This window comes from Paragemmobacter kunshanensis (assembly GCF_011059185.1).
GTDB classification, from domain to species: Bacteria; Pseudomonadota; Alphaproteobacteria; order Rhodobacterales; family Rhodobacteraceae; genus Paragemmobacter; species Paragemmobacter kunshanensis.
Genome location: NZ_JAALFE010000002.1, coordinates 39,406 through 57,065 on the forward strand (window position 1 = coordinate 39,406; position 17,660 = coordinate 57,065).

The 17,660-nt window shown below is 65.6% G+C and carries 20 protein-coding genes; 14 read left to right on the top strand and 6 right to left on the bottom strand.

The features are described from left to right. Positions 1–55 precede the first annotated feature (55 nt). From G5V65_RS02555 to ribD, 10 genes are all read left to right on the top strand, one after another. The gene (locus G5V65_RS02555) at positions 56–328 is read left to right on the top strand and encodes a sarcosine oxidase subunit delta (RefSeq protein ID WP_165046870.1); all 273 of its coding nucleotides are present in this window, start codon (positions 56–58) and stop codon (positions 326–328) included. Further along, positions 325–3,240: a sarcosine oxidase subunit alpha family protein gene (locus G5V65_RS02560; protein ID WP_165046871.1), complete on the top strand. Its 2,916-nt coding sequence runs from the start codon at positions 325–327 to the stop codon at positions 3,238–3,240. The genes G5V65_RS02555 and G5V65_RS02560 overlap by 4 nt, the downstream gene beginning before the upstream one ends. Then, entirely contained in the window at positions 3,233–3,784 is a 552-nt protein-coding gene (locus tag G5V65_RS22250) for a sarcosine oxidase subunit gamma family protein (protein WP_165046872.1), read from the top strand. The genes G5V65_RS02560 and G5V65_RS22250 overlap by 8 nt, the downstream gene beginning before the upstream one ends. Positions 3,785–4,028: 244 nt before the next feature. Then, a complete protein-coding gene (gene dnaG / locus G5V65_RS02570) occupies positions 4,029–5,996 on the top strand; it encodes a DNA primase (protein WP_165046873.1) in 1,968 nt (655 codons plus the stop codon). Between the two features lie 124 nt (positions 5,997–6,120). Then, on the top strand, positions 6,121–8,112 hold the full coding sequence (rpoD, locus tag G5V65_RS02575; protein ID WP_165046874.1) for an RNA polymerase sigma factor RpoD: 1,992 nt from the start codon (positions 6,121–6,123) through the stop codon (positions 8,110–8,112). A gap of 117 nt (positions 8,113–8,229) precedes the next feature. Further along, a complete protein-coding gene (locus tag G5V65_RS02580) occupies positions 8,230–8,715 on the top strand; it encodes a hypothetical protein (RefSeq protein ID WP_165046875.1) in 486 nt (161 codons plus the stop codon). Positions 8,716–8,779: 64 nt separating this feature from the next. Beyond that, positions 8,780–9,055: a type II toxin-antitoxin system Phd/YefM family antitoxin gene (locus G5V65_RS02585; protein ID WP_165046876.1), complete on the top strand. Its 276-nt coding sequence runs from the start codon at positions 8,780–8,782 to the stop codon at positions 9,053–9,055. Then, on the top strand, positions 9,052–9,306 hold the full coding sequence (locus tag G5V65_RS02590; RefSeq protein ID WP_165046877.1) for a Txe/YoeB family addiction module toxin: 255 nt from the start codon (positions 9,052–9,054) through the stop codon (positions 9,304–9,306). The genes G5V65_RS02585 and G5V65_RS02590 overlap by 4 nt, the downstream gene beginning before the upstream one ends. A gap of 195 nt (positions 9,307–9,501) precedes the next feature. Next, positions 9,502–9,969: a transcriptional regulator NrdR gene (gene nrdR / locus G5V65_RS02595; RefSeq protein ID WP_165046878.1), complete on the top strand. Its 468-nt coding sequence runs from the start codon at positions 9,502–9,504 to the stop codon at positions 9,967–9,969. Further along, positions 9,966–11,051, top strand: a complete 1,086-nt coding sequence (gene ribD, locus G5V65_RS02600; protein ID WP_343162810.1) for a bifunctional diaminohydroxyphosphoribosylaminopyrimidine deaminase/5-amino-6-(5-phosphoribosylamino)uracil reductase RibD — start codon at positions 9,966–9,968, stop codon at positions 11,049–11,051. Before nrdR ends, ribD begins: the two co-directional genes overlap by 4 nt. A gap of 113 nt (positions 11,052–11,164) precedes the next feature. On the opposite strand, the gene G5V65_RS02605 is transcribed toward ribD, so the two are convergent. Next, positions 11,165–11,593, bottom strand: a complete 429-nt coding sequence (locus G5V65_RS02605) for a VOC family protein (protein WP_165046880.1) — start codon at positions 11,591–11,593, stop codon at positions 11,165–11,167. Positions 11,594–11,704: 111 nt separating this feature from the next. Between G5V65_RS02605 and G5V65_RS02610 the strand changes: the two genes are divergently transcribed. Both G5V65_RS02610 and G5V65_RS02615 read left to right on the top strand, forming a co-directional pair. Further along, positions 11,705–12,484, top strand: coding sequence for a thymidylate synthase (locus tag G5V65_RS02610; RefSeq protein WP_165046881.1), 780 nt, complete (start codon positions 11,705–11,707; stop codon positions 12,482–12,484). Between the two features lie 10 nt (positions 12,485–12,494). Then, positions 12,495–12,968: a dihydrofolate reductase gene (locus G5V65_RS02615; protein ID WP_165046882.1), complete on the top strand. Its 474-nt coding sequence runs from the start codon at positions 12,495–12,497 to the stop codon at positions 12,966–12,968. Here the strand turns inward: G5V65_RS02615 and G5V65_RS02620 are convergent. From G5V65_RS02620 to G5V65_RS02630, 3 genes are all read right to left on the bottom strand, one after another. Then, complete coding sequence (locus G5V65_RS02620; protein WP_165046883.1) at positions 12,961–13,536, bottom strand: REP-associated tyrosine transposase; 576 nt, start codon at positions 13,534–13,536, stop codon at positions 12,961–12,963. The two genes, G5V65_RS02615 and G5V65_RS02620, sit on opposite strands and share 8 nt — an antisense overlap. Positions 13,537–13,615: 79 nt before the next feature. After that, positions 13,616–13,921, bottom strand: coding sequence for a HigA family addiction module antitoxin (locus G5V65_RS02625; RefSeq protein ID WP_165046884.1), 306 nt, complete (start codon positions 13,919–13,921; stop codon positions 13,616–13,618). Then, entirely contained in the window at positions 13,887–14,165 is a 279-nt protein-coding gene (locus G5V65_RS02630) for a type II toxin-antitoxin system RelE/ParE family toxin (protein WP_165046885.1), read from the bottom strand. Before G5V65_RS02630 ends, G5V65_RS02625 begins: the two co-directional genes overlap by 35 nt. A gap of 130 nt (positions 14,166–14,295) precedes the next feature. Here G5V65_RS02630 and G5V65_RS02635 point away from each other — a divergent pair, with 130 nt between their 5' ends. Next, complete coding sequence (locus G5V65_RS02635; protein ID WP_165046886.1) at positions 14,296–14,691, top strand: DUF2177 family protein; 396 nt, start codon at positions 14,296–14,298, stop codon at positions 14,689–14,691. Between the two features lie 105 nt (positions 14,692–14,796). Then, positions 14,797–15,120 (top strand): arsenate reductase family protein, encoded by a 324-nt coding sequence (locus G5V65_RS02640; RefSeq protein WP_165046887.1) that lies wholly within the window; start codon positions 14,797–14,799, stop codon positions 15,118–15,120. Between the two features lie 49 nt (positions 15,121–15,169). Here G5V65_RS02640 and G5V65_RS02645 read toward each other — a convergent pair whose 3' ends face one another. Together G5V65_RS02645 and thrS are read right to left on the bottom strand one after the other, a co-directional pair. Beyond that, positions 15,170–15,376, bottom strand: coding sequence for a cold-shock protein (locus G5V65_RS02645; RefSeq protein ID WP_161760801.1), 207 nt, complete (start codon positions 15,374–15,376; stop codon positions 15,170–15,172). Between the two features lie 286 nt (positions 15,377–15,662). Beyond that, positions 15,663–17,609 carry a threonine--tRNA ligase gene (thrS, locus tag G5V65_RS02650; protein WP_165046888.1) on the bottom strand — a complete coding sequence of 649 codons (1,947 nt, stop codon included), beginning with the start codon at positions 17,607–17,609 and terminating at the stop codon, positions 15,663–15,665. Positions 17,610–17,660: the final 51 nt, after the last annotated feature.

Sequence of the window (17,660 nt, forward strand, 5' to 3'; positions counted from 1 at the left end):
CGCCCCTTTGCCAGGCCTGCAGCCGGGACCAACGCCCTGAAGGAAAGACCCGCCGATGCGCCTGACCTGCCCGCTCTGCGGCGCGCGTGACCGCCGCGAATTCACCTATTACGGGGCCGAGGACTACCTGAACCGCCCCGCGCCCGACGCCCCGCCGCAGGCATGGGACGATTACCTGCACAACCGCGACAACCCCGCCGGGGTGACGCGCGACCTGTGGTATCACGACATGGGCTGTTCAAGCTGGCTTCTGGTCACGCGGAACACCGTCACGCATGAGATCCTCGCCGTCGAGGCGGTGGCCGACAGGAAAGGCGGTGCCGCATGAGGCTGGCCGGAAAGGGGCTGATCGACCGCGGCCAGCCCGTCACCTTCACCTTCGATGGCAGCACCTATCAGGGGTTCCGGGGCGATACGCTCGCCTCGGCGCTGCTGGCCAATGATGTCCGCCTTGTCGGGCGCAGCTTCAAGTATCACCGCCCGCGCGGCATCCTGACCGCCGGGTCGGAAGAGCCGAACGCGATGGTCGAGATCCTCGAGGGCAACCAGCAGACCCCGAATGTCCGCGCCACGGTGCAAGAGGTTTTCGACGGGCTGGCCGCGCGCAGCCAGAACCGCTTCCCCTCGCTGAAATTCGACCTCCTGGGGATCAATGACCGCCTGTCGCCCTTCCTGTCGGCAGGGTTTTATTACAAGACCTTCATGTGGCCGCGCCCCTTCTGGGAAAAGCTTTACGAACCGCTGATCCGCCGCGCCGCGGGCCTGGGCAGCCTGTCGCGCCAGCATGACGAGGCGCAGTATGAAAAGGCCTGGGCCTTCTGCGATGTGCTGGTGATCGGATCGGGGCCTGCGGGTCTGATGGCCGCGCTGACGGCGGCGCGGGCCGGGGCCGATGTGATCCTGGCCGAGGAAGAGGCGCGGATGGGCGGGCGGCTGGTCTCGGACAACCTGCGCGTCGATGGCCAGCCGGGGGTGGACTGGGTCGAGGGCACGCTGGCCGAACTGCGCGCCTTGCCCAATGTCCGCCTGATGACCCGCACCACCGTGACCGGCGCCTATGATGACGGCACCTTTGGCGCTCTGGAACGCGTGGGCCTGCACTGCGGCCCCGCCCCGCATCTGCCGCGCGAATGTTTCTGGCGGATCGTGGCCGGGCAGTCGGTGCTGGCCGCGGGCGCGCTGGAACGCCCGCTGGCCTTCCCCGACAATGATCGCCCGGGCATCATGCTCGCCTCGGCCGTGCGCAGCTATCTGCACCGTTATGGCGTGGTGCCGGGCCACCGCATCGCGCTGATCGCCAACAACGACGCCGCCCGCGCCACCGCGCGCGACCTGATGGCAGCCGGGGTCAAGGTGGCCGCGATCCTCGACACCCGGCCTGATGCCAGCGTGGTGGAGGATTGCCCCGTCTATGTGAACGCCCAGATCACCGGCACGGCGGGCCGTCTGGGCCTGACCTCGATCACCTTCCGCCACGCGGGCGGCAGCGCGACGCTGGAGGTGGACACGCTTGCCATGTCGGGCGGCTGGAACCCGACGCTGCATCTGACCTGCCACATGAACGGCCGCCCCCTCTGGCGCGAGGATATCGCGGCCTTCGTCCCCGCCCCGGATGCCGTGCCCCGCCTGACCCCTGCCGGGGCCTGCAACGGCACCTTTTCCACCGCCGGTGCCTTCCGCGAAGGCCAGGATGCCGCGCGCCGCGCTCTGGCCGCGCTGGGCCGCAGCGCGCCCGATCTGGCCCTGCCGCAGGCCGAGGACGCGCCTTATGCCCTTGCCGCCTACTGGGAAACCCCGGGGGTGGAGGGTCGGCAATGGCTCGACTTCGCCAATGACGTGACGACCAAGGATGTGAAGCTCTCCGCGCAAGAGAATTTCCGCTCGGTCGAACACATGAAGCGTTACACGACGCAGGGCATGGCCCCCGATCAGGGCAAGAACTCCAACGTGGGCGCGCTGGCCGTGCTGGCCGATGCCACCGGGCGCGGCATCCCCCAGACCGGCACCACCACCTTCCGCCCGCCATACGTCCCCACCTCCATCGCTGCGATGGGCGCGGGCGGGCGCGGCGCGGGCTTTGCGCCGCAGCGCTTCCTGACCTCCGATCAGGCCAGCCGCGACCGCGGCGCCCCGATGATCGAGGCCGGGCTCTGGTATCGCCCCAGCTATTTCCCCAAACCCGGCGAGACGACATGGCTTGAAGCCTGCAACCGCGAAACCCGCATGCTGCGCGACAGCGTCGGCGTGGCCGATGTCTCCACCCTGGGCAAGATAGACATTCAGGGCAGGGACGCCGCGCGCTTCCTCGACCTGGTCTATACGAACACCTTCTCCACCCTGCCCGTGGGGCGCGTGCGTTACGGGCTGATGCTGCGCGAGGATGGCCATGTGCTGGATGACGGCACCAGCGCGCGGCTGGGGGAACATCACTTCCTGATGACCACCACCACCGCCGCGGCGGGCCTTGTCATGCGGCATCTCGACTTCGTGCATCAGGCCTTCTGCGCGGGCTGGGACGTCCGCTTCACCTCCGTCACCGAATCCTGGGCGCAATTCGCGGTCGCCGGTCCCAAGGCGCGCGATCTTCTCGCCACGCTGCTGGGCGAGATGCCCGATCTGCCCTTCATGGGGGTTGCCGATGTCACCCTCGGCAAGGTGCGGGCGCGGCTCTTCCGCATCTCCTTCTCGGGCGAACACGGATATGAAATCGCCATCCCCACCCGCTTTGGCGAGGCGCTGTTCCGCGATCTTGTGGCACGGGCCGAGATCCTCGGCGGCGGCCCCTACGGGATGGAGGCGCTGAACGTCCTCCGCATCGAAAAGGGCTTCATCACCCATGCCGAGATCCACGGCCGGACCACCGCCTTCGACATCGGCATGGAAAGGATGGTCAGCGCGAAGAAGGACTGCATCGGCAAGGCCGCCGCCGCCCGCCCCGGCATGACGGGGCCGGAACGGGATCAGCTGGTCGGGCTGAAGGCCACGTCCCCGATGGGGGCAGGGGCGCATCTCTTCACCCCGGGCGACCGTGTGCATCGCGAAACCGATCAGGGCTATGTCACCTCGGTCTGCTACAGCCCGACGCTTGATGCCCATCTGGCGCTGGCCTTCCTCAGGAACGGCCGCGCCCGCCATGGCGAGACGATCCGCGTCGTCGATCACCTGCGCAAGATCGACATCCTGGCCGAAGTCACCGATCCCGTCTTCCACGACAAGGAAGGAGTGAAGCTCCGTGCCTGACCTCATCGCCAAATCCGCCCTCGCGGGCCATGCCCCGCTGGTCCGGGCCGGCACCCGCCTGGCCGAGTGCGCGGCCGCGCCCATCACCTCCATCGCGCCCTATCCGGGCCGCGCGGCACAGGTCGATGCAGCCCTCGCGCCGCTGGGCCTGTCTTTTCCCGCGCCGAACGGCCAATCGGCCAGCGGCACGGCCCGCCTGCTCTGGGCCGGGCGCGACATGGCCTTCCTGATCGGGGCCGAGACCCCCGCTGCCCTTGCCGATCACGCTTCCCTCACCGACCAGACCGATGGCTGGGCCATCCTCGGCCTCTCCGGCCCCCTGGCCGAGGCGGCGCTGATGCGCCCCGTCCCGCTGGATCTTCGGCTGGCGGCCTTCCCCGTGGGCCGCACCGCCCGCGCGCCGCTCAACCACATGCAGGCCATCCTGACCCGCACGGACGATCAGGCCTTCGAGGTGATGGTCTTCCGCTCCATGGCCCGCACCGCCTGGGCCGAACTGACCGAGGCGCTGGCGGTTCTTGAGGCACGCGCCAAGCTTTCCTGACGTCGCGCCTGCATGTGACGTCGCAAGATGGGTATTTGGGCCAAGATGAAGACCCGCCCTTTCATCTTGGCAAAAAAATCCTCAGGGGGTGAATTGGCGCGGCACGCGACAAGAGGGGGCGGAACGCCCCCTGAACGGGCCCCGCACCCGGCGCAGCCGGGGGTGGGGAGAAAAGGCTTCGGCGCGGCACGCGCCGTCCGCATGATCACTGGACAGCCGCCCCCGCCCGCCCGATATAGGGACCATGTCCCTGCCGCCCGGATTCCTCGACGAACTCCGCACCCGTGTGTCCCTCAGCCAGGTCGTGGGGCGCAAGGTCACATGGGACATGCGCAAGTCCAACATGGCCAAGGGCGACTGGTGGGCGCCTTGCCCTTTCCATCAGGAAAAATCCGCCTCCTTCCATGTCGATGACAGGAAGGGCTTCTACTACTGCTTCGGCTGCCATGCGAAGGGCGATGCCGTCACCTTCATCAAGGAGAATGACAATGTCTCCTTCATGGAAGCGGTCGAGATCCTCGCGCGCGAGGCCGGCATGCAGATGCCCGCCCGCGATCCCAGGGCCGCCGAAAAGGCCGACCGCCGGACCCAGCTTTCGCAGGTGATGGAAGAGGCGGTGAAATGGTTCCGCCTGCAATTGAAGACCACCGCCGCCGCCGAGGCGCGCGCCTATCTGGAAAAGCGCCGCCTGCCGCCGCCTGCGCAGGACCGCTGGGATATCGGCTTTGCGCCCGACCAGAGGCAGGGCCTGTTCCAGGCCCTTACGCAAAAGGGCATCGCGCCCGACCTGATCGTCGATGCGGGCCTCTGCGCGCGCCCCGATGACGGCGGCGCGCCCTATGACCGCTTCCGTGGCCGCATCATCTTTCCCATCCGCGATGCGCGCGGCCGCGCCATCAGCCTTGGCGGGCGGGCGATGGATCCGAATGCCCGGGCCAAATACCTCAACGGGCCCGAGACGGATCTCTTCGACAAGGGCCGCAACCTCTATAACCAGGCCCCCGCGCGCGAGGCGGCGGGAAAGGGCCTGCCGCTGATCGTGGCCGAAGGCTATATGGATGTGATCGCGCTCTCCGAGGCCGGGTTCCGCGCCACGGTGGCCCCCCTTGGCACGGCGGTGACCGAAGATCAGCTGCGCCTTCTCTGGCGTATCCATGACGAACCCATCATCGCGCTGGATGGCGATACCGCGGGCTTCCGCGCAGCACTTCGGGTGATCGACCTTGCCCTGCCGCTGCTGGAGGCCGGAAAGGGCCTGCGCTTCGCCATCCTGCCGCAGGGGATGGACCCCGACGATCTGATCAAGGCGCAGGGGGCCCCCGCCATGCAGAAGGTGCTGGATGCGGCCCAGCCCATGGTCAACCTGCTCTGGCGGCGCGAGACAGAGGGAAAGGTCTTCGACAGCCCCGAACGCAAGGCGGCCCTCGACAAGGTGCTGCGCGCCGCGCTGAAGAAGATCGCCGATCCTTCGATCCGCGCCCATTACGGCGAGGATATCAAGCGCCTGCGGCTGGAGCTTTTCGGCCAGAACGCCCAGCCCTTCCGCCCCTATGTGCCGCGCGGGCAGGGCAGGGCAGGGGGGCGCTTCGCGCCCCTCCAGCCCATCGCGCCCATGCCCAGCACGCGCGCCTCGCTGCTTGGCTCCGCCACCGCCCCGGTCGAGGAACGCCTGCGCGAGGCGGTCATCCTTGCCACGCTGGTCATCCATCCCGGCCTGATCCGGCAGTTCGAATCCGCGCTGGAAACGCTCGACTGCACGGGCGAGGATCACGCGCTTCTGCGCAACCTCCTCCTCTCCCATGCCGATGCGTCCGATCCCCGCGCCGAAATCGCCGCAGCCGCGCCCGCGGCGCTTGATCTCCTGCTGTCCCATCCCCATGTCCGCAATGCCCCCGCCATCCTGAACATCTCGGATCGGGAGAAGGCGGAATTCGCTCTGGCACAGGATTTCTTCATCCTGCAGGCCGAACGCGGCCGGCGTCGGGAAATCGAAGAGGCCGCGCTGGATATCGAAGGGGTGGTCGACGAGGGCCTGACATGGCGCATCGCCAAGGCCAATGAGGCCCGGGCCGAGGCGCATCGCGGCCCGCAGGACAAGACAGGCGAATCCGTGATCTCTGCTAACGGGGTCGCGCTCGACAAGGAGGAACTCGAAGAGGCCCGCAAGGTGTTCGACAGCATCCGCTTCGACCGCCCGTCACGGCGCCATTAATCCGCAAGACAGGGGCGGAAAGCGAAAGAATCACCGTCCGCACCCTTTTACCCAGCGTGATTCGCGTTATTGATTCGTCCTCAGGCGAGTCGATTCGCATCCGCCCCGCGCCCGAGGAGACCACATGGCACTCAAAGACACTGACGACGCGAAGCCCGAAGAGCAGGAGGCCGATGTCTCGCTCGACATGAGCCAGGCCGCCGTGAAGAAGATGATCGCCGACGCGCGGGAGCGTGGCTACATCACCTACGAACAGCTCAACACTGTGCTTCCGCCGGAACAGGTCTCGTCCGAACAGATCGAAGACGTCATGTCGATGCTGTCGGAAATGGGCATCAACGTCATCGAGGATGACGAGGCCGAGGAAGGCGAGGTTGCGGGCGAACTGGTGGAAACCTCCACCTCGCGCGAAGTGGCCGTCGTGGGGGCCACGACCGAAACGCTGGACCGCACCGATGATCCGGTCCGCATGTATCTGCGCGAGATGGGCTCGGTCGAACTTCTGTCGCGCGAGGGCGAGATTGCCATCGCCAAGCGGATCGAGGCGGGCCGCAACACGATGATCGCCGGGCTTTGCGAAAGCCCGCTCACCTTTCAGGCCATCACCATCTGGCGCGACGAACTTCTGAACGAAGACATCCTCCTGCGCGACGTGATCGACCTCGAGGCCACCTTCGGCCGCTCGCTTGATGGCGATGACGATATGGAAGGCCCCGCGCTCGAGGATGTCGATGTCACCGCCAGCGCCGCCCCGCGCCGCGCGGCCTCGTCCGAACCCGAACTCGATGCCGATGGCAATCCCATCATGCGCGCCGAGGAAGAGGATGAGGATGACGAGGCTTCCAACATGTCGCTGGCCGCGATGGAAGCCGCGCTGAAGCCCAAGGTCCTGGAAACGCTGGAAATCATCGCCCGCGATTACGCGCGGCTGGCCGAAATGCAGGATCTGCGCATGTCGGCCACCCTGTCGGAAACCGCCAGCTATTCGGCCTCGGACGAGGCCGCCTATCAGAAGCTGCGCTCGGAAATCGTCACGCTGGTCAACGCGCTGCATCTGCACAACAACCGGATCGAGGCGCTGATTGATCAGCTTTACGGCATCAACCGCAAGATCATGGCGATCAATTCCAACATGGTGAAGCTGGCCGATGCCGCCCGCATCAACCGCCGCGAATTCATCGACGAATATCAGGGATACGAGCTTGATCCCACATGGCTGGACCGCATGGCCAACAAGGCCGGGCGCGGCTGGCAGGCGCTGTTGGAGAAATCCCGCGACAAGGTGGAAGACCTGCGCGCCGAGATGGCGCAGGTGGGCCAGTATATCGGCGTCGACATCTCCGAATTCCGCCGCATCGTGAACCAGGTGCAGAAGGGCGAGAAAGAGGCGCGTCAGGCCAAGAAGGAAATGGTCGAGGCGAACCTCCGCCTCGTGATCTCCATCGCCAAGAAATACACCAACCGCGGGCTGCAATTCCTTGACCTCATTCAGGAAGGCAATATCGGCCTGATGAAGGCCGTGGACAAATTCGAATACCGCCGCGGCTACAAATTCTCCACCTACGCAACTTGGTGGATCCGTCAGGCCATCACCCGCTCCATCGCCGATCAGGCGCGCACGATCCGCATCCCGGTCCACATGATCGAAACGATCAACAAGCTGGTGCGCACCGGCCGCCAGATGCTGCACGAGATCGGCCGCGAACCCACGCCCGAGGAGCTGGCCGAAAAGCTCCAGATGCCCTTGGAAAAGGTCCGCAAGGTGATGAAGATCGCCAAGGAGCCGATTTCCCTGGAAACCCCCATCGGGGATGAGGAAGACAGCCAGCTTGGCGATTTCATCGAAGACAAGAACGCGATCCTGCCCTTGGACAGCGCCATTCAGGAAAACCTGAAGGAAACCACGACGCGCGTCCTCGCCTCCCTCACCCCGCGCGAGGAACGCGTCCTGCGCATGCGCTTCGGCATCGGGATGAACACCGACCACACGCTGGAGGAAGTGGGCCAGCAGTTCAGCGTGACCCGCGAACGCATCCGCCAGATCGAGGCGAAGGCGCTCAGGAAGCTGAAACATCCGTCCAGAAGCCGGAAGCTGCGCAGCTTCCTCGACCAGTAGGGCGGGGTTCACCCCGCCACCGCCGCGAAAACACAAGGCGCCCCACCGGGCGCCCTGTCCCTCAAGGGAAGACCGCGGAAGGTCTGCACGCATGACGTCGGTTTCACAGGTCGCTCCATGCATCTTCTGCCCGTCCTGATCGCCCTCTTCCCCATGGCCAGCCATGCCGCCTGCATCGGCGAAACCTATCTCGACTGCCCCACCACGGATGGCCGCCGCATCGAGGCCTGTATCGGCGCGGAGGATTTCACCTACCGCCTTGGCCAACCGGGGTCGTGGGAGTTGGAACTCTCCGTTCCCATCTCTGCCGGAACCGTCACCCCTTGGCCCGGTGTGGGCGGGTCGATCTGGTCCTCGGTCGGCTTTCCGAACGCGGGATATCTTTACGAGGTCTGGGCGTCCGTCGATCGAAACCCGGATGACATAAACCCATCAGGCGGTGTCATTGTGCTGAAGGGAGAAGAGATCGTCGCAAGGCTGGAATGCGCCTCCGGCACGGTCACCACCCCGGCCTTCGTCCTCGAAGATGCGATGGCCATGCGCGGCTGGTGTTACGATCTGACCAGTTTCAGCTGGCAAAAGGGCAGTTGCGCCGCGCCATAGGGTTTCCCGTCCAGGCTGATGCCCTTCTCTTGCAAAAACGTACGCCATCACGTACATTCTTCCCATGAAAACCCTCACCTCCACCGAACTCCGCGCCAATCTCTCTGCCGTCATGGACCGCGTGAATGATGACCATGAACCCGTCATCGTCACCCGTGCCGGCGGGAAGCCCGTGGTCATGGTCAGTCTGGAAGACTGGTCCAGCATGGACGAAACCACCTACCTGACCGCCTCGCCCGCCAACAAGGCGGCGCTCGACCGGGCGATTGCGGACTTCAAGGCCAGCGTTCCGGGCATCGTCAAGACGATGGAAGAGCTTGAGGCATTCGAGAAAGAGTGAAGGTCCTCTTCCTCCCCGACGCGTTCGAGCAATACGTCCACTGGCAGGAGCGTGACCGCGCCATGCTGGCGAAACTCAACCGCCTGATCCGCGAATGCCAGCGGCATCCGTTTGAGGGGACTGGCAAGCCTGAGCCCTTGCGTGGCGACTATTCCGGCTTCTGGTCGCGCCGCATCGACCGTGAACATCGGCTGGTCTACCGGGTGGAGGGTGAGACGCTGGTCATCCTCCAGTGCCGGTATCACTATTGAACGGCATGGCGGGGTGAACCCCGCCTTACGTTTGCCCCCCCTGAGTCCCCGCCGCCACACATCGCGCCCCCTGCATATGGGGCCATCAACTTCCCCCTAGCCGAAACCTCGCCCCCGCCCCTATAGTTTGGGCCGAACCGGGGGAAACACCCCGGCATGAGGCAGGCATAAACCATAACAAGCAAGGAGGGGGCCATGCGCTGCCCATTCTGCGGCAATATCGACACCCAGGTGAAGGACTCGCGCCCGGCCGAGGATCACGTCTCCATCCGCCGCCGGCGCTTCTGCCCGGCCTGCGGGGGGCGTTTCACCACCTATGAACGCGTGCAGCTGCGCGATCTCGTCGTCATCAAATCCTCCGGCAAGCGCGAGGATTTCGACAGGGCAAAGCTGGAACGCTCCATCCGCATCGCCATGCAGAAGCGCCCCATCGACCCCGAACGCATCGACCAGATGATCTCGGGCATCGTGCGGCGGCTGGAATCCCTTGGCGAGACCGACATCTCCTCCAAGGTGATCGGCGAGATCGTGATGGAGAGCCTCGCCCGGATCGACACGGTCGCCTATGTGCGCTTTGCGTCGGTCTACAAGAACTTCCAGGCCGCCGACGATTTCGACAAATTCGTCAGCGAACTGCGCCCCGGCGCAACCCCGGACGAGTGACCGACGACGCCCATATGTCCCATGCCCTCGCGCTGGCGGCGCGGGGGCTTGGGCGCACATGGCCCAATCCGGCGGTCGGCTGCGTTCTGGTCAAGGAGGGCCGCATCATCGGCCGCGGCTGGACACAGCCGGGCGGCCGCCCCCATGCCGAACGCATGGCACTGGATCAGGCGGGCGCCGCGGCGCGCGGGGCCACGGCCTATGTGACGCTGGAACCCTGCGCGCATCACGGCAAGACGCCACCCTGCGCCGAGGCCCTTGTCGCCGCGGGCATCGCCCGCGTCGTCACCGCCCAAACCGACCCCGACCCCCGCGTGGCAGGCCGCGGCCACGCGATCCTGCGCGCGGCCGGGATCGCGGTGACCGAAGGCCTGCTCGAACCCCGCGCCCGCGCGCTTCAGGCAGGCTTCCTCAAGCGCATCACCCAAGGCCTGCCCGTCGTCACCCTGAAACTCGCCGCCACGCTGGACGGGCGCATCGCCACCGCCACCGGCGAAAGCCGCTGGATCACCGGGCCACAGGCGCGCCGCCGCGTCCACCTGATGCGCATGACCCATGACGCGGTGCTGACCTCCTCCGCCACGGCGCTGGCCGATGACCCCGATCTCACCGCCCGCGATATGGGTGCTACCCACCAACCCCTGCGCCTGCTGGCCGACAGCGCCCTCAAGACCCCGCCCCACAGCCGCCTCGCCCGCAGCGCCAAGGATCACCCCGTCTGGGTCCTCCACGGCCCCGCCGCCCCCGAACCCGCCCGCGCCGCATGGGCCGCCACCGGCGCAAGGCTGATCGCCTGCCCGACGGACGGTGCGCACCTGAACCTCACCGAAACCTTCCGCCTTCTCGCCGCCGAAGGCCTCACCCGCATCCTGATCGAGGCCGGCGGCCAATTCGCCGCCGCCCTCATCCGCGCCCGCCTTGTCGATGACCTCGCCCTCTTCCAGGCGGGCTGCCTGATCGGCGCCGAAGGCACCCCGGTCCTCGGCCCCCTCGGCCTTCACGCCCTGGCAGATGCCCCCCGCCCGATCCTCGCCGAAACCATCCCCTGCGGCCCCGACATCCTCACCCGCTGGACCTTCTGACCGCCCCTTCGTCTCGGCCCAAATACCCAAAACCCCTTCACCCTCTCACGCCCCGCCGGAGAACATGGGCGCCAAGGGGGGGGCGGGGGGACGCCCGTCCCCCCGCCACGGCCTCACCAATGCCCGACGCTCGCCATGCTCTTCCACGGCTCCACCGGCTCCAGCGCGCCACCCTTCTGCAACAACTCGATCGAGATATTGTCCGGGCTCCGCACAAAGGCCATCCGTCCATCCCGCGGCGGGCGGTTGATCACCACGCCATTGGCCTGCAGATGCGCGCAGATCGCGTGGATGTCATCCACCTCATAGGCCAGATGCCCGAAATGGCGGCTGTCGCTCGGCAGCCCCTCATCCCCGTCCCAGTTATAGGTCAGCTCCACCGGGCAATCCGGCTGCCCCGGAGGCGCCATGAACACCAGCGTGAACCGCCCCCCCTCATTGTCATAACGCCGCGTCTCCTCCAGCCCCAACAGCCGGTAGAAGGCGATCGACGCCTCCAGATCCTTCACCCTCACCATCGTATGCAGATACCGAATGCCCATCGCATCCCTCCTTTTCCTTCCGCCACATTACACAGCCGGTCGCGCCCAGTGCCACCGCAAGATATAGTGGGCGCGCGACTCATCCACCCCAGACAGGCCCGATCAGACCCGATGCAGCAATATCACGACGCGCTCCGCACCGTCCTTGCCCAGGGCATCCCCTCCTCCGACCGCACCGGAACGGGCACGATCAGCCATTTCGGCCTGCAATCCCGCTATCCCCTCGCCGACGGCTTCCCCCTCGTCACCACCAAGAAACTCCACATCAAGTCGATCATCCACGAACTCCTCTGGTTCCTGCAGGGCGATACCAACATCCGCTACCTCAACGACAATGGCGTCACGATCTGGGACGAATGGGCCGATGAGAACGGCGATCTCGGCCCCGTCTATGGCCGCCAGTGGCGCGATTTCGGCGGGGTGGACCAGATCGAAACGCTGCTCGACATGATCCGCCGCAGCCCCGACTCCCGCCGCCTGATCGTCTCGGCCTGGAACCCGCCCGACGTGCCGCAGATGGCGCTGCCCCCCTGCCATACGATGTGGCAGGTCCGCATCCTCGGCGGCAAACTCCACCTGCAACTCTACCAGCGCAGCGCCGACATGTTCCTCGGCGTGCCCTTCAACATCGCCTCCTACGCCCTCCTCCTCGTCATGCTCGCCCATGTCACGGGCTATGAGCCGGGCGATTTCATCCATTCCATCGGCGACGCGCATATCTATTCCAACCATATGGAGCAGGTGGCCACCCAACTCGCCCGCGATCCCCGCCCGCTGCCCACCCTGCGCATCACCCGCCCCGTCACCTCTCTCTTCGATTTCCGGTATGAGGATTTCGAGATCACGGGCTACGACCCCCATCCCGCGATCAAGGCGGCCGTGGCGGTATGAGGGGGGCGGCATGATCACCCTCATCGTCGCCCGCGCCCGCAATGGGGCCATCGGCAAGGGGAACACGATCCCCTGGCACGCGCCCGAAGACCTCGCCGCCTTCCAGCGCGAAACAACCGGGGGCGCGGTCATCATGGGGCGGCGGACATGGGAAAGCCTGCCCTTCAAGCCCTTGAAGAACCGGCTGAACATCGTCGTCTCCCGCGATGCATCGGTGTGGGAGACGGTAGCCCCCACCCCGCAGGCGGCAGTCGCGATGGCGGCAGAGGCGGGCTATGCCCGCATCTACGGGATCGGCGGGCAGGCAATCTATGACGCGCTCCTGCCGCTCGCGCATCGGCTGCTGGTGACCGAGGTGGATATGGAGGTGGAAGGGGCGGATACCTTCTTTCCCGCCTTCGACGAGGGGGCGTGGCGGGTGATCTGGGAACGCCGGTTGCGGGAGGACGGGCCGGGCTGTGTGGTCAGGGAGTGGGTCAGGTAGGGCGGGGTTCACCCCGCCTTTGCAAATCGCCTGTAGGGCGGGGTTCACCCCGCCGATGGCCCGACAAGGCCGCGCCCGGTTTGGCAAAGGAAGAAAAAGCCCAATCCTCCGGCTCGGCGGCAAGGCCGTGCTTCACCGAGTTCATCCAGCAATATTGCATATGCGCCTCCCAATCCGCCGGATTGCGGATGTGATGCTCCCAGAACCGCTTTTGCCAGATCCCGACCTGCCCCTTGCGCAAGGCGGGGTTTACCCCGCCATCGTGCATGACCTGAGGCAGTGGCGGGGTGAACCCCGCCCTACGAACCGCCATCGAGAAGCGCGCCTTGATCGCACCCATGCGGACGGAATAGCTGCTGTCCCCTTCCGGCAGGCGCCAGATGCAATGCATGTGGTCCGGTAGAACCACCCAGGCATCGACATCAAAGGGCCGTTCCCTCCGTGTCACGCGGACCGCGTCCCGAAGATCATCGATGTGACGCAACAGCAAATCGCTGCCTCGCTGTTGCAGCGTAACGGTGAAGAAGATGGTGGCGCCGGGCAGGCGGGGGCGAAGATAGAACGGCATGCCCCTGCATCGCGCATAAGCCTTCACAAAGGATTAAGGCTGTAGGGCGGATCGCGGTCCAAACCGCGCCGCCGCGCAGTCACAAAGGCCGCAGGTCCCCCAACCCCCGCCGCGCGGCCACAGCCAATTCCCATCGCATCTGCAAGCCCATCCAGAACTCCGCCGACGTCCCGAAGGCCGCCGCCAACCGTAGCGCCGTGTCGCCCGTGATGTTGCGCCGCCCCGCGATGATTTCCGACACGCGGTTCGCAGGCACGCCGATATGCCGCGCCAGCGCCGCCGCGCTGAGGCCTTTGGGGACAAGGAATTCCTCGGCCAACACCTCGCCGGGGTGGACAGGCTCCAGCGCGTCAGTGGTAGTCGGTGAGTTCAACGTCTGAAGCATTCCCATCCCTCCAGCGGAAGCAGAGCCGCCATTGATCATTGACGCGGATGGACCATTGGCCCGCCCTGTCGCCCCGCAGCGCCTCCAGCCGGTTGCCGGGAGGGGCGCGCAAATCCTCGATCCGCGTGGCGGCATCCAGCATGGCCAGCTTGCGCAGCGCCACGCGTTCCACCGCCTGAAAGCGCACCACCCGCTCCAATCGGAACAACCGCTCCGTGTCGCGGTCCGCGAAACCCAGAATCATACGCTATACGTATCCCATATGAACAACCCATCTGTCCAGCCAGGATGACAGTCGTTGGTTAACAAACGATTGCGAAGCCTTCCCCCCACAGCCCGCCGCGCTACCTATCCGCTCCACAAGGAGCCGCCCCATGCAGATTGCCGTCCTCTACCTCTCCACCGCCGCGATCTTCCTGATCCTCGACGCGATCATGCTGACCCTCGTGATGAAGCCGCTCTTCTCGCGCCATATCGGCCCGCTGATGCTGGAGAACATCCGCGCGCTTCCGGCGGCGGCCTTCTACCTCGCCTATGTGGCGGGGCTTCTCTACCTCGTCTCCCTCCCCGCGCTGCGGACGGGGGCGCCGGTGCTGATCCCGGCGGCGATCATCGGGGCCATGGCCTATGGCACCTATGAATTCACCTCCTATGCCATCATGAAGGATTGGCACTGGCAGATGGTGGCGACCGACACGCTCTGGGGCACGGTGCTGACGGCGCTGTCGGCCTGGGGCGGGGTGGCGATCACGCGGGCGGTTGTGGGGTAAGTTTGGGTTAACCACTGGCAAATCGGGCGTGCGCGGCGTATGCACGGGCTGCTGCACTGGCCGTCTGCACCGGCTGTGGCACGGGGTTTGAAGGGGGCAAGGCACATGATCCTTTACGGCATTCCGACCTGCGATACCTGCAAGAAGGCGCAGAAGGCGCTGCAGGCGGCGGGCCATGAGGTGACCTTCCGCGATGTGCGGGCACAGCCGTTGAGCGATGCGGAAATTGCTGAAATCGTTACGGAATTCGGCGACCGGGTGATCAACCGATCCTCCACCACCTACCGCGCCTTCAACGATTTCCTGAAAGCGTCGGAGCCAGAGGCGCAGATCGCCGCCCAGCCCACGGTGATGAAACGCCCCATCCTTCGCAACGGGGCGGAGTGGCACCTCGGCTGGGACGATGCGGTGCAGGCAAAGCTGCTTTAGGGCAAAAGGCCCGCTGAAGCGGGCCCTTTGATTTCAATGGCTTGCGGGATCAGAGAAGTTTCAGGTCGGAAGCCGAGGCCCGCCCGTCGCGGCCGGACTGCAATTCGTAACCGATCTTCTGGTTGTCGTTCAGCCCCTTGAGCCCGGCCCGTTCCACCGCCGAAATATGGACGAAAACATCCTTGCCGCCATCATCCGGGGCGATGAAGCCATAGCCCTTTGTCGTGTTGAACCATTTAACGGTGCCGGTCGGCATTCCGCTTCTCCATTTCAAAACCCCCTGCGGCGGAATTGCCGTCAGGCCGTGCGCCCATGTCTTCCTAGGTCCGGCCTGTGCGTTGCAGGAGGCGGTCGAAAGTCTGTCGTCACTGGGAAAATCATGCCAAAGCGCATTATAAAATCAACCCCCCTTGCGACCGGCAGGGGCGGGCCGCAACCCAATGAAACAAGGGGATAATTGTCCCGCGGGCGGTTTGTGGCCCCTCGCGCGAATCAGGCGGGCAAGGGAAAAAGCCACCCTTGGGCAGCTTTTTCCCCAAGGGTCAGCGCATGTCGGGCGGCAGGGCGGCGGCGGCCATTTCCTGCACGATCGCGTCAAGCGACATGGTCTCGGTCCGCGTCTCGCCCAGGCGGCGGACGGAAACCGTGCGTTCTTCCACCTCCTTCATCCCGATGGCAAGGATGACCGGCACCTTGCCCACGGAATGTTCGCGCACCTTGTAGTTGATCTTTTCGTTGCGCATGTCCGCCTCGGCCCGCACCCCGGCAAGGGTCAGCGCCGTCACCACCTCTTCGACGAAGGGATCGGCATCCGACACGATGGAGGCGACGACCACCTGCCGCGGGGCGAGCCAGAAGGGCAGTTTCCCGGCGTGGTTTTCGATCAGGATGCCGATGAAGCGTTCGAAGGAGCCAAGGCAGGCGCGGTGCAGCATGAATGGGCGGTGCTTGGCCCCATCCTCGCCGATATAGCTGGCATCCAGACGCTCCGGCAGGTTCGGGTCGAGTTGCAGGGTGCCGCATTGCCAGTCGCGGCCGATGGCGTCGGTCAGCACGAATTCCAGCTTCGGCGCATAGAAGGCGCCTTCGCCGGGGAAGAGTTCATAGGGGTATCCGGCGGCCATGCAGGCATTGGCGAGTGCCGCTTCCATCTTGTCCCAGATCTCGTCAGACCCCACGCGCTTTTCCGGGCGGGTGGACAGCTTCACGCGCCATTTGTCGAAGCCGAGGTCGGAATAGATCTTCGCCAGAAATTCGATGAATTTCTTCGATTCCGCTTCCACCTGATCCAGCGTGCAGAAGATATGCGCGTCATCCTGCGTGAAGCCGCGCACCCGCATGATCCCATGCAGCGCGCCGGACGGTTCATAGCGCGCGCAGGAGCCGAATTCGGCCATGCGGATCGGCAGGTCGCGATAGGATTTCAGGCCCACGTTGAAGATCTGCACATGGCAGGGGCAGTTCATGGGTTTCAGCGCATTGACGACCTTTTCGCGCGCGCCTTCTTCGTCCACTTCCACGATGAACATGTTCTCGCGGTAGTTTTCCCAATGGCCCGAGGCTTCCCACAGCTTGCGGTTCACCACCTGCGGCGTGTTCACCTCCACATAGCCATCGCGGCGCTGCTGGCGGCGCATGTAATCCTGCAGCGTGGTGTAGATGGTCCAGCCGTTCGGGTGCCAGAAGACCTGACCGGGCGCCTCTTCCTGCATGTGGAAGAGGCCCATCTCGCGGCCCAGCTTGCGGTGGTCGCGTTTGGCTGCTTCCTCCAGCATGGTCATATGGGCCTTCAGATCGTCGCGGTTCTTGAAGGCCACGCCATAGATGCGCTGCAGCATGGGGCGCGTGCTGTCGCCCAGCCAATAGGCCCCCGCCACATGCGTCAGCTTGAAGGCATCCGCCGGAACCTGCCCCGTATGCTGGAAATGCGGGCCACGGCAGAGGTCCTGCCAGTCGCCATGCCAATACATCCGCAGGTCCTGATCCTCGGGGATCTTGTGGACCAGTTCCACCTTGTAGGGCTCGCCCCGGCTTTCGTAATAGGCCAGCGCGTCGGCGCGGGCCCAGATTTCCGTCCGCACGGGATCGCGGGCGTTGATGATCTGCTTCATCTTGGCCTCGATCTGGCCAAGGTCATCGGGCGTGAAGGGCTCCGCCCGGTCGAAATCGTAGAACCAGCCGTAATCGCGGACGGGGCCGATGGTCACCTTCACATCGGGCCAGATCTCCTGCACCGCGCGGGCCATGATGTGGGCGAGGTCGTGCCGGATCAGTTCCAGCGCGGGCCCGTCATCCTTCATCGTGTTGATGGAGATGCGGGCGTCACCATGGATCGGCCATTGCAGATCCCAGTGCTGGCCATCGACCATGGCCGAGATCGCGGCCTTGGCCAGCGACGGCGCTATGGCCTGTGCCACCTGCGCAGGCGTCACGCCCGCGTCGAACACGCGGATATTGCCATCGGGGAATGTCAGGGAAATCTGGGCCATGTCTCGGCTCCCTCGTCGGTTTGGCGCCCACGGAACGCCCGGTTGCGGGTT

Excerpts from the sequence above, each read along its gene's own strand:
- G5V65_RS02555 (WP_165046870.1), top strand. The coding sequence starts at position 56 with ATGCGCCTGACCTGCCCGCTCTGCGGCGCGCGTGACCGCCGCGAATTC.
- G5V65_RS02560 (WP_165046871.1), top strand. The coding sequence starts at position 325 with ATGAGGCTGGCCGGAAAGGGGCTGATCGACCGCGGCCAGCCCGTCACC.
- dnaG (WP_165046873.1), top strand. The coding sequence starts at position 4,029 with ATGTCCCTGCCGCCCGGATTCCTCGACGAACTCCGCACCCGTGTGTCC.
- rpoD (WP_165046874.1), top strand. The coding sequence starts at position 6,121 with ATGGCACTCAAAGACACTGACGACGCGAAGCCCGAAGAGCAGGAGGCC.
- G5V65_RS02580 (WP_165046875.1), top strand. The coding sequence starts at position 8,230 with ATGCATCTTCTGCCCGTCCTGATCGCCCTCTTCCCCATGGCCAGCCAT.
- G5V65_RS02585 (WP_165046876.1), top strand. The coding sequence starts at position 8,780 with ATGAAAACCCTCACCTCCACCGAACTCCGCGCCAATCTCTCTGCCGTC.
- nrdR (WP_165046878.1), top strand. The coding sequence starts at position 9,502 with ATGCGCTGCCCATTCTGCGGCAATATCGACACCCAGGTGAAGGACTCG.
- G5V65_RS02605 (WP_165046880.1), bottom strand. The coding sequence starts at position 11,593 with ATGGGCATTCGGTATCTGCATACGATGGTGAGGGTGAAGGATCTGGAG.
- G5V65_RS02610 (WP_165046881.1), top strand. The coding sequence starts at position 11,705 with ATGCAGCAATATCACGACGCGCTCCGCACCGTCCTTGCCCAGGGCATC.
- G5V65_RS02615 (WP_165046882.1), top strand. The coding sequence starts at position 12,495 with ATGATCACCCTCATCGTCGCCCGCGCCCGCAATGGGGCCATCGGCAAG.
- G5V65_RS02620 (WP_165046883.1), bottom strand. The coding sequence starts at position 13,536 with ATGCCGTTCTATCTTCGCCCCCGCCTGCCCGGCGCCACCATCTTCTTC.
- G5V65_RS02625 (WP_165046884.1), bottom strand. The coding sequence starts at position 13,921 with ATGCTTCAGACGTTGAACTCACCGACTACCACTGACGCGCTGGAGCCT.
- G5V65_RS02630 (WP_165046885.1), bottom strand. The coding sequence starts at position 14,165 with ATGATTCTGGGTTTCGCGGACCGCGACACGGAGCGGTTGTTCCGATTG.
- G5V65_RS02635 (WP_165046886.1), top strand. The coding sequence starts at position 14,296 with ATGCAGATTGCCGTCCTCTACCTCTCCACCGCCGCGATCTTCCTGATC.
- G5V65_RS02640 (WP_165046887.1), top strand. The coding sequence starts at position 14,797 with ATGATCCTTTACGGCATTCCGACCTGCGATACCTGCAAGAAGGCGCAG.
- G5V65_RS02645 (WP_161760801.1), bottom strand. The coding sequence starts at position 15,376 with ATGCCGACCGGCACCGTTAAATGGTTCAACACGACAAAGGGCTATGGC.
- thrS (WP_165046888.1), bottom strand. The coding sequence starts at position 17,609 with ATGGCCCAGATTTCCCTGACATTCCCCGATGGCAATATCCGCGTGTTC.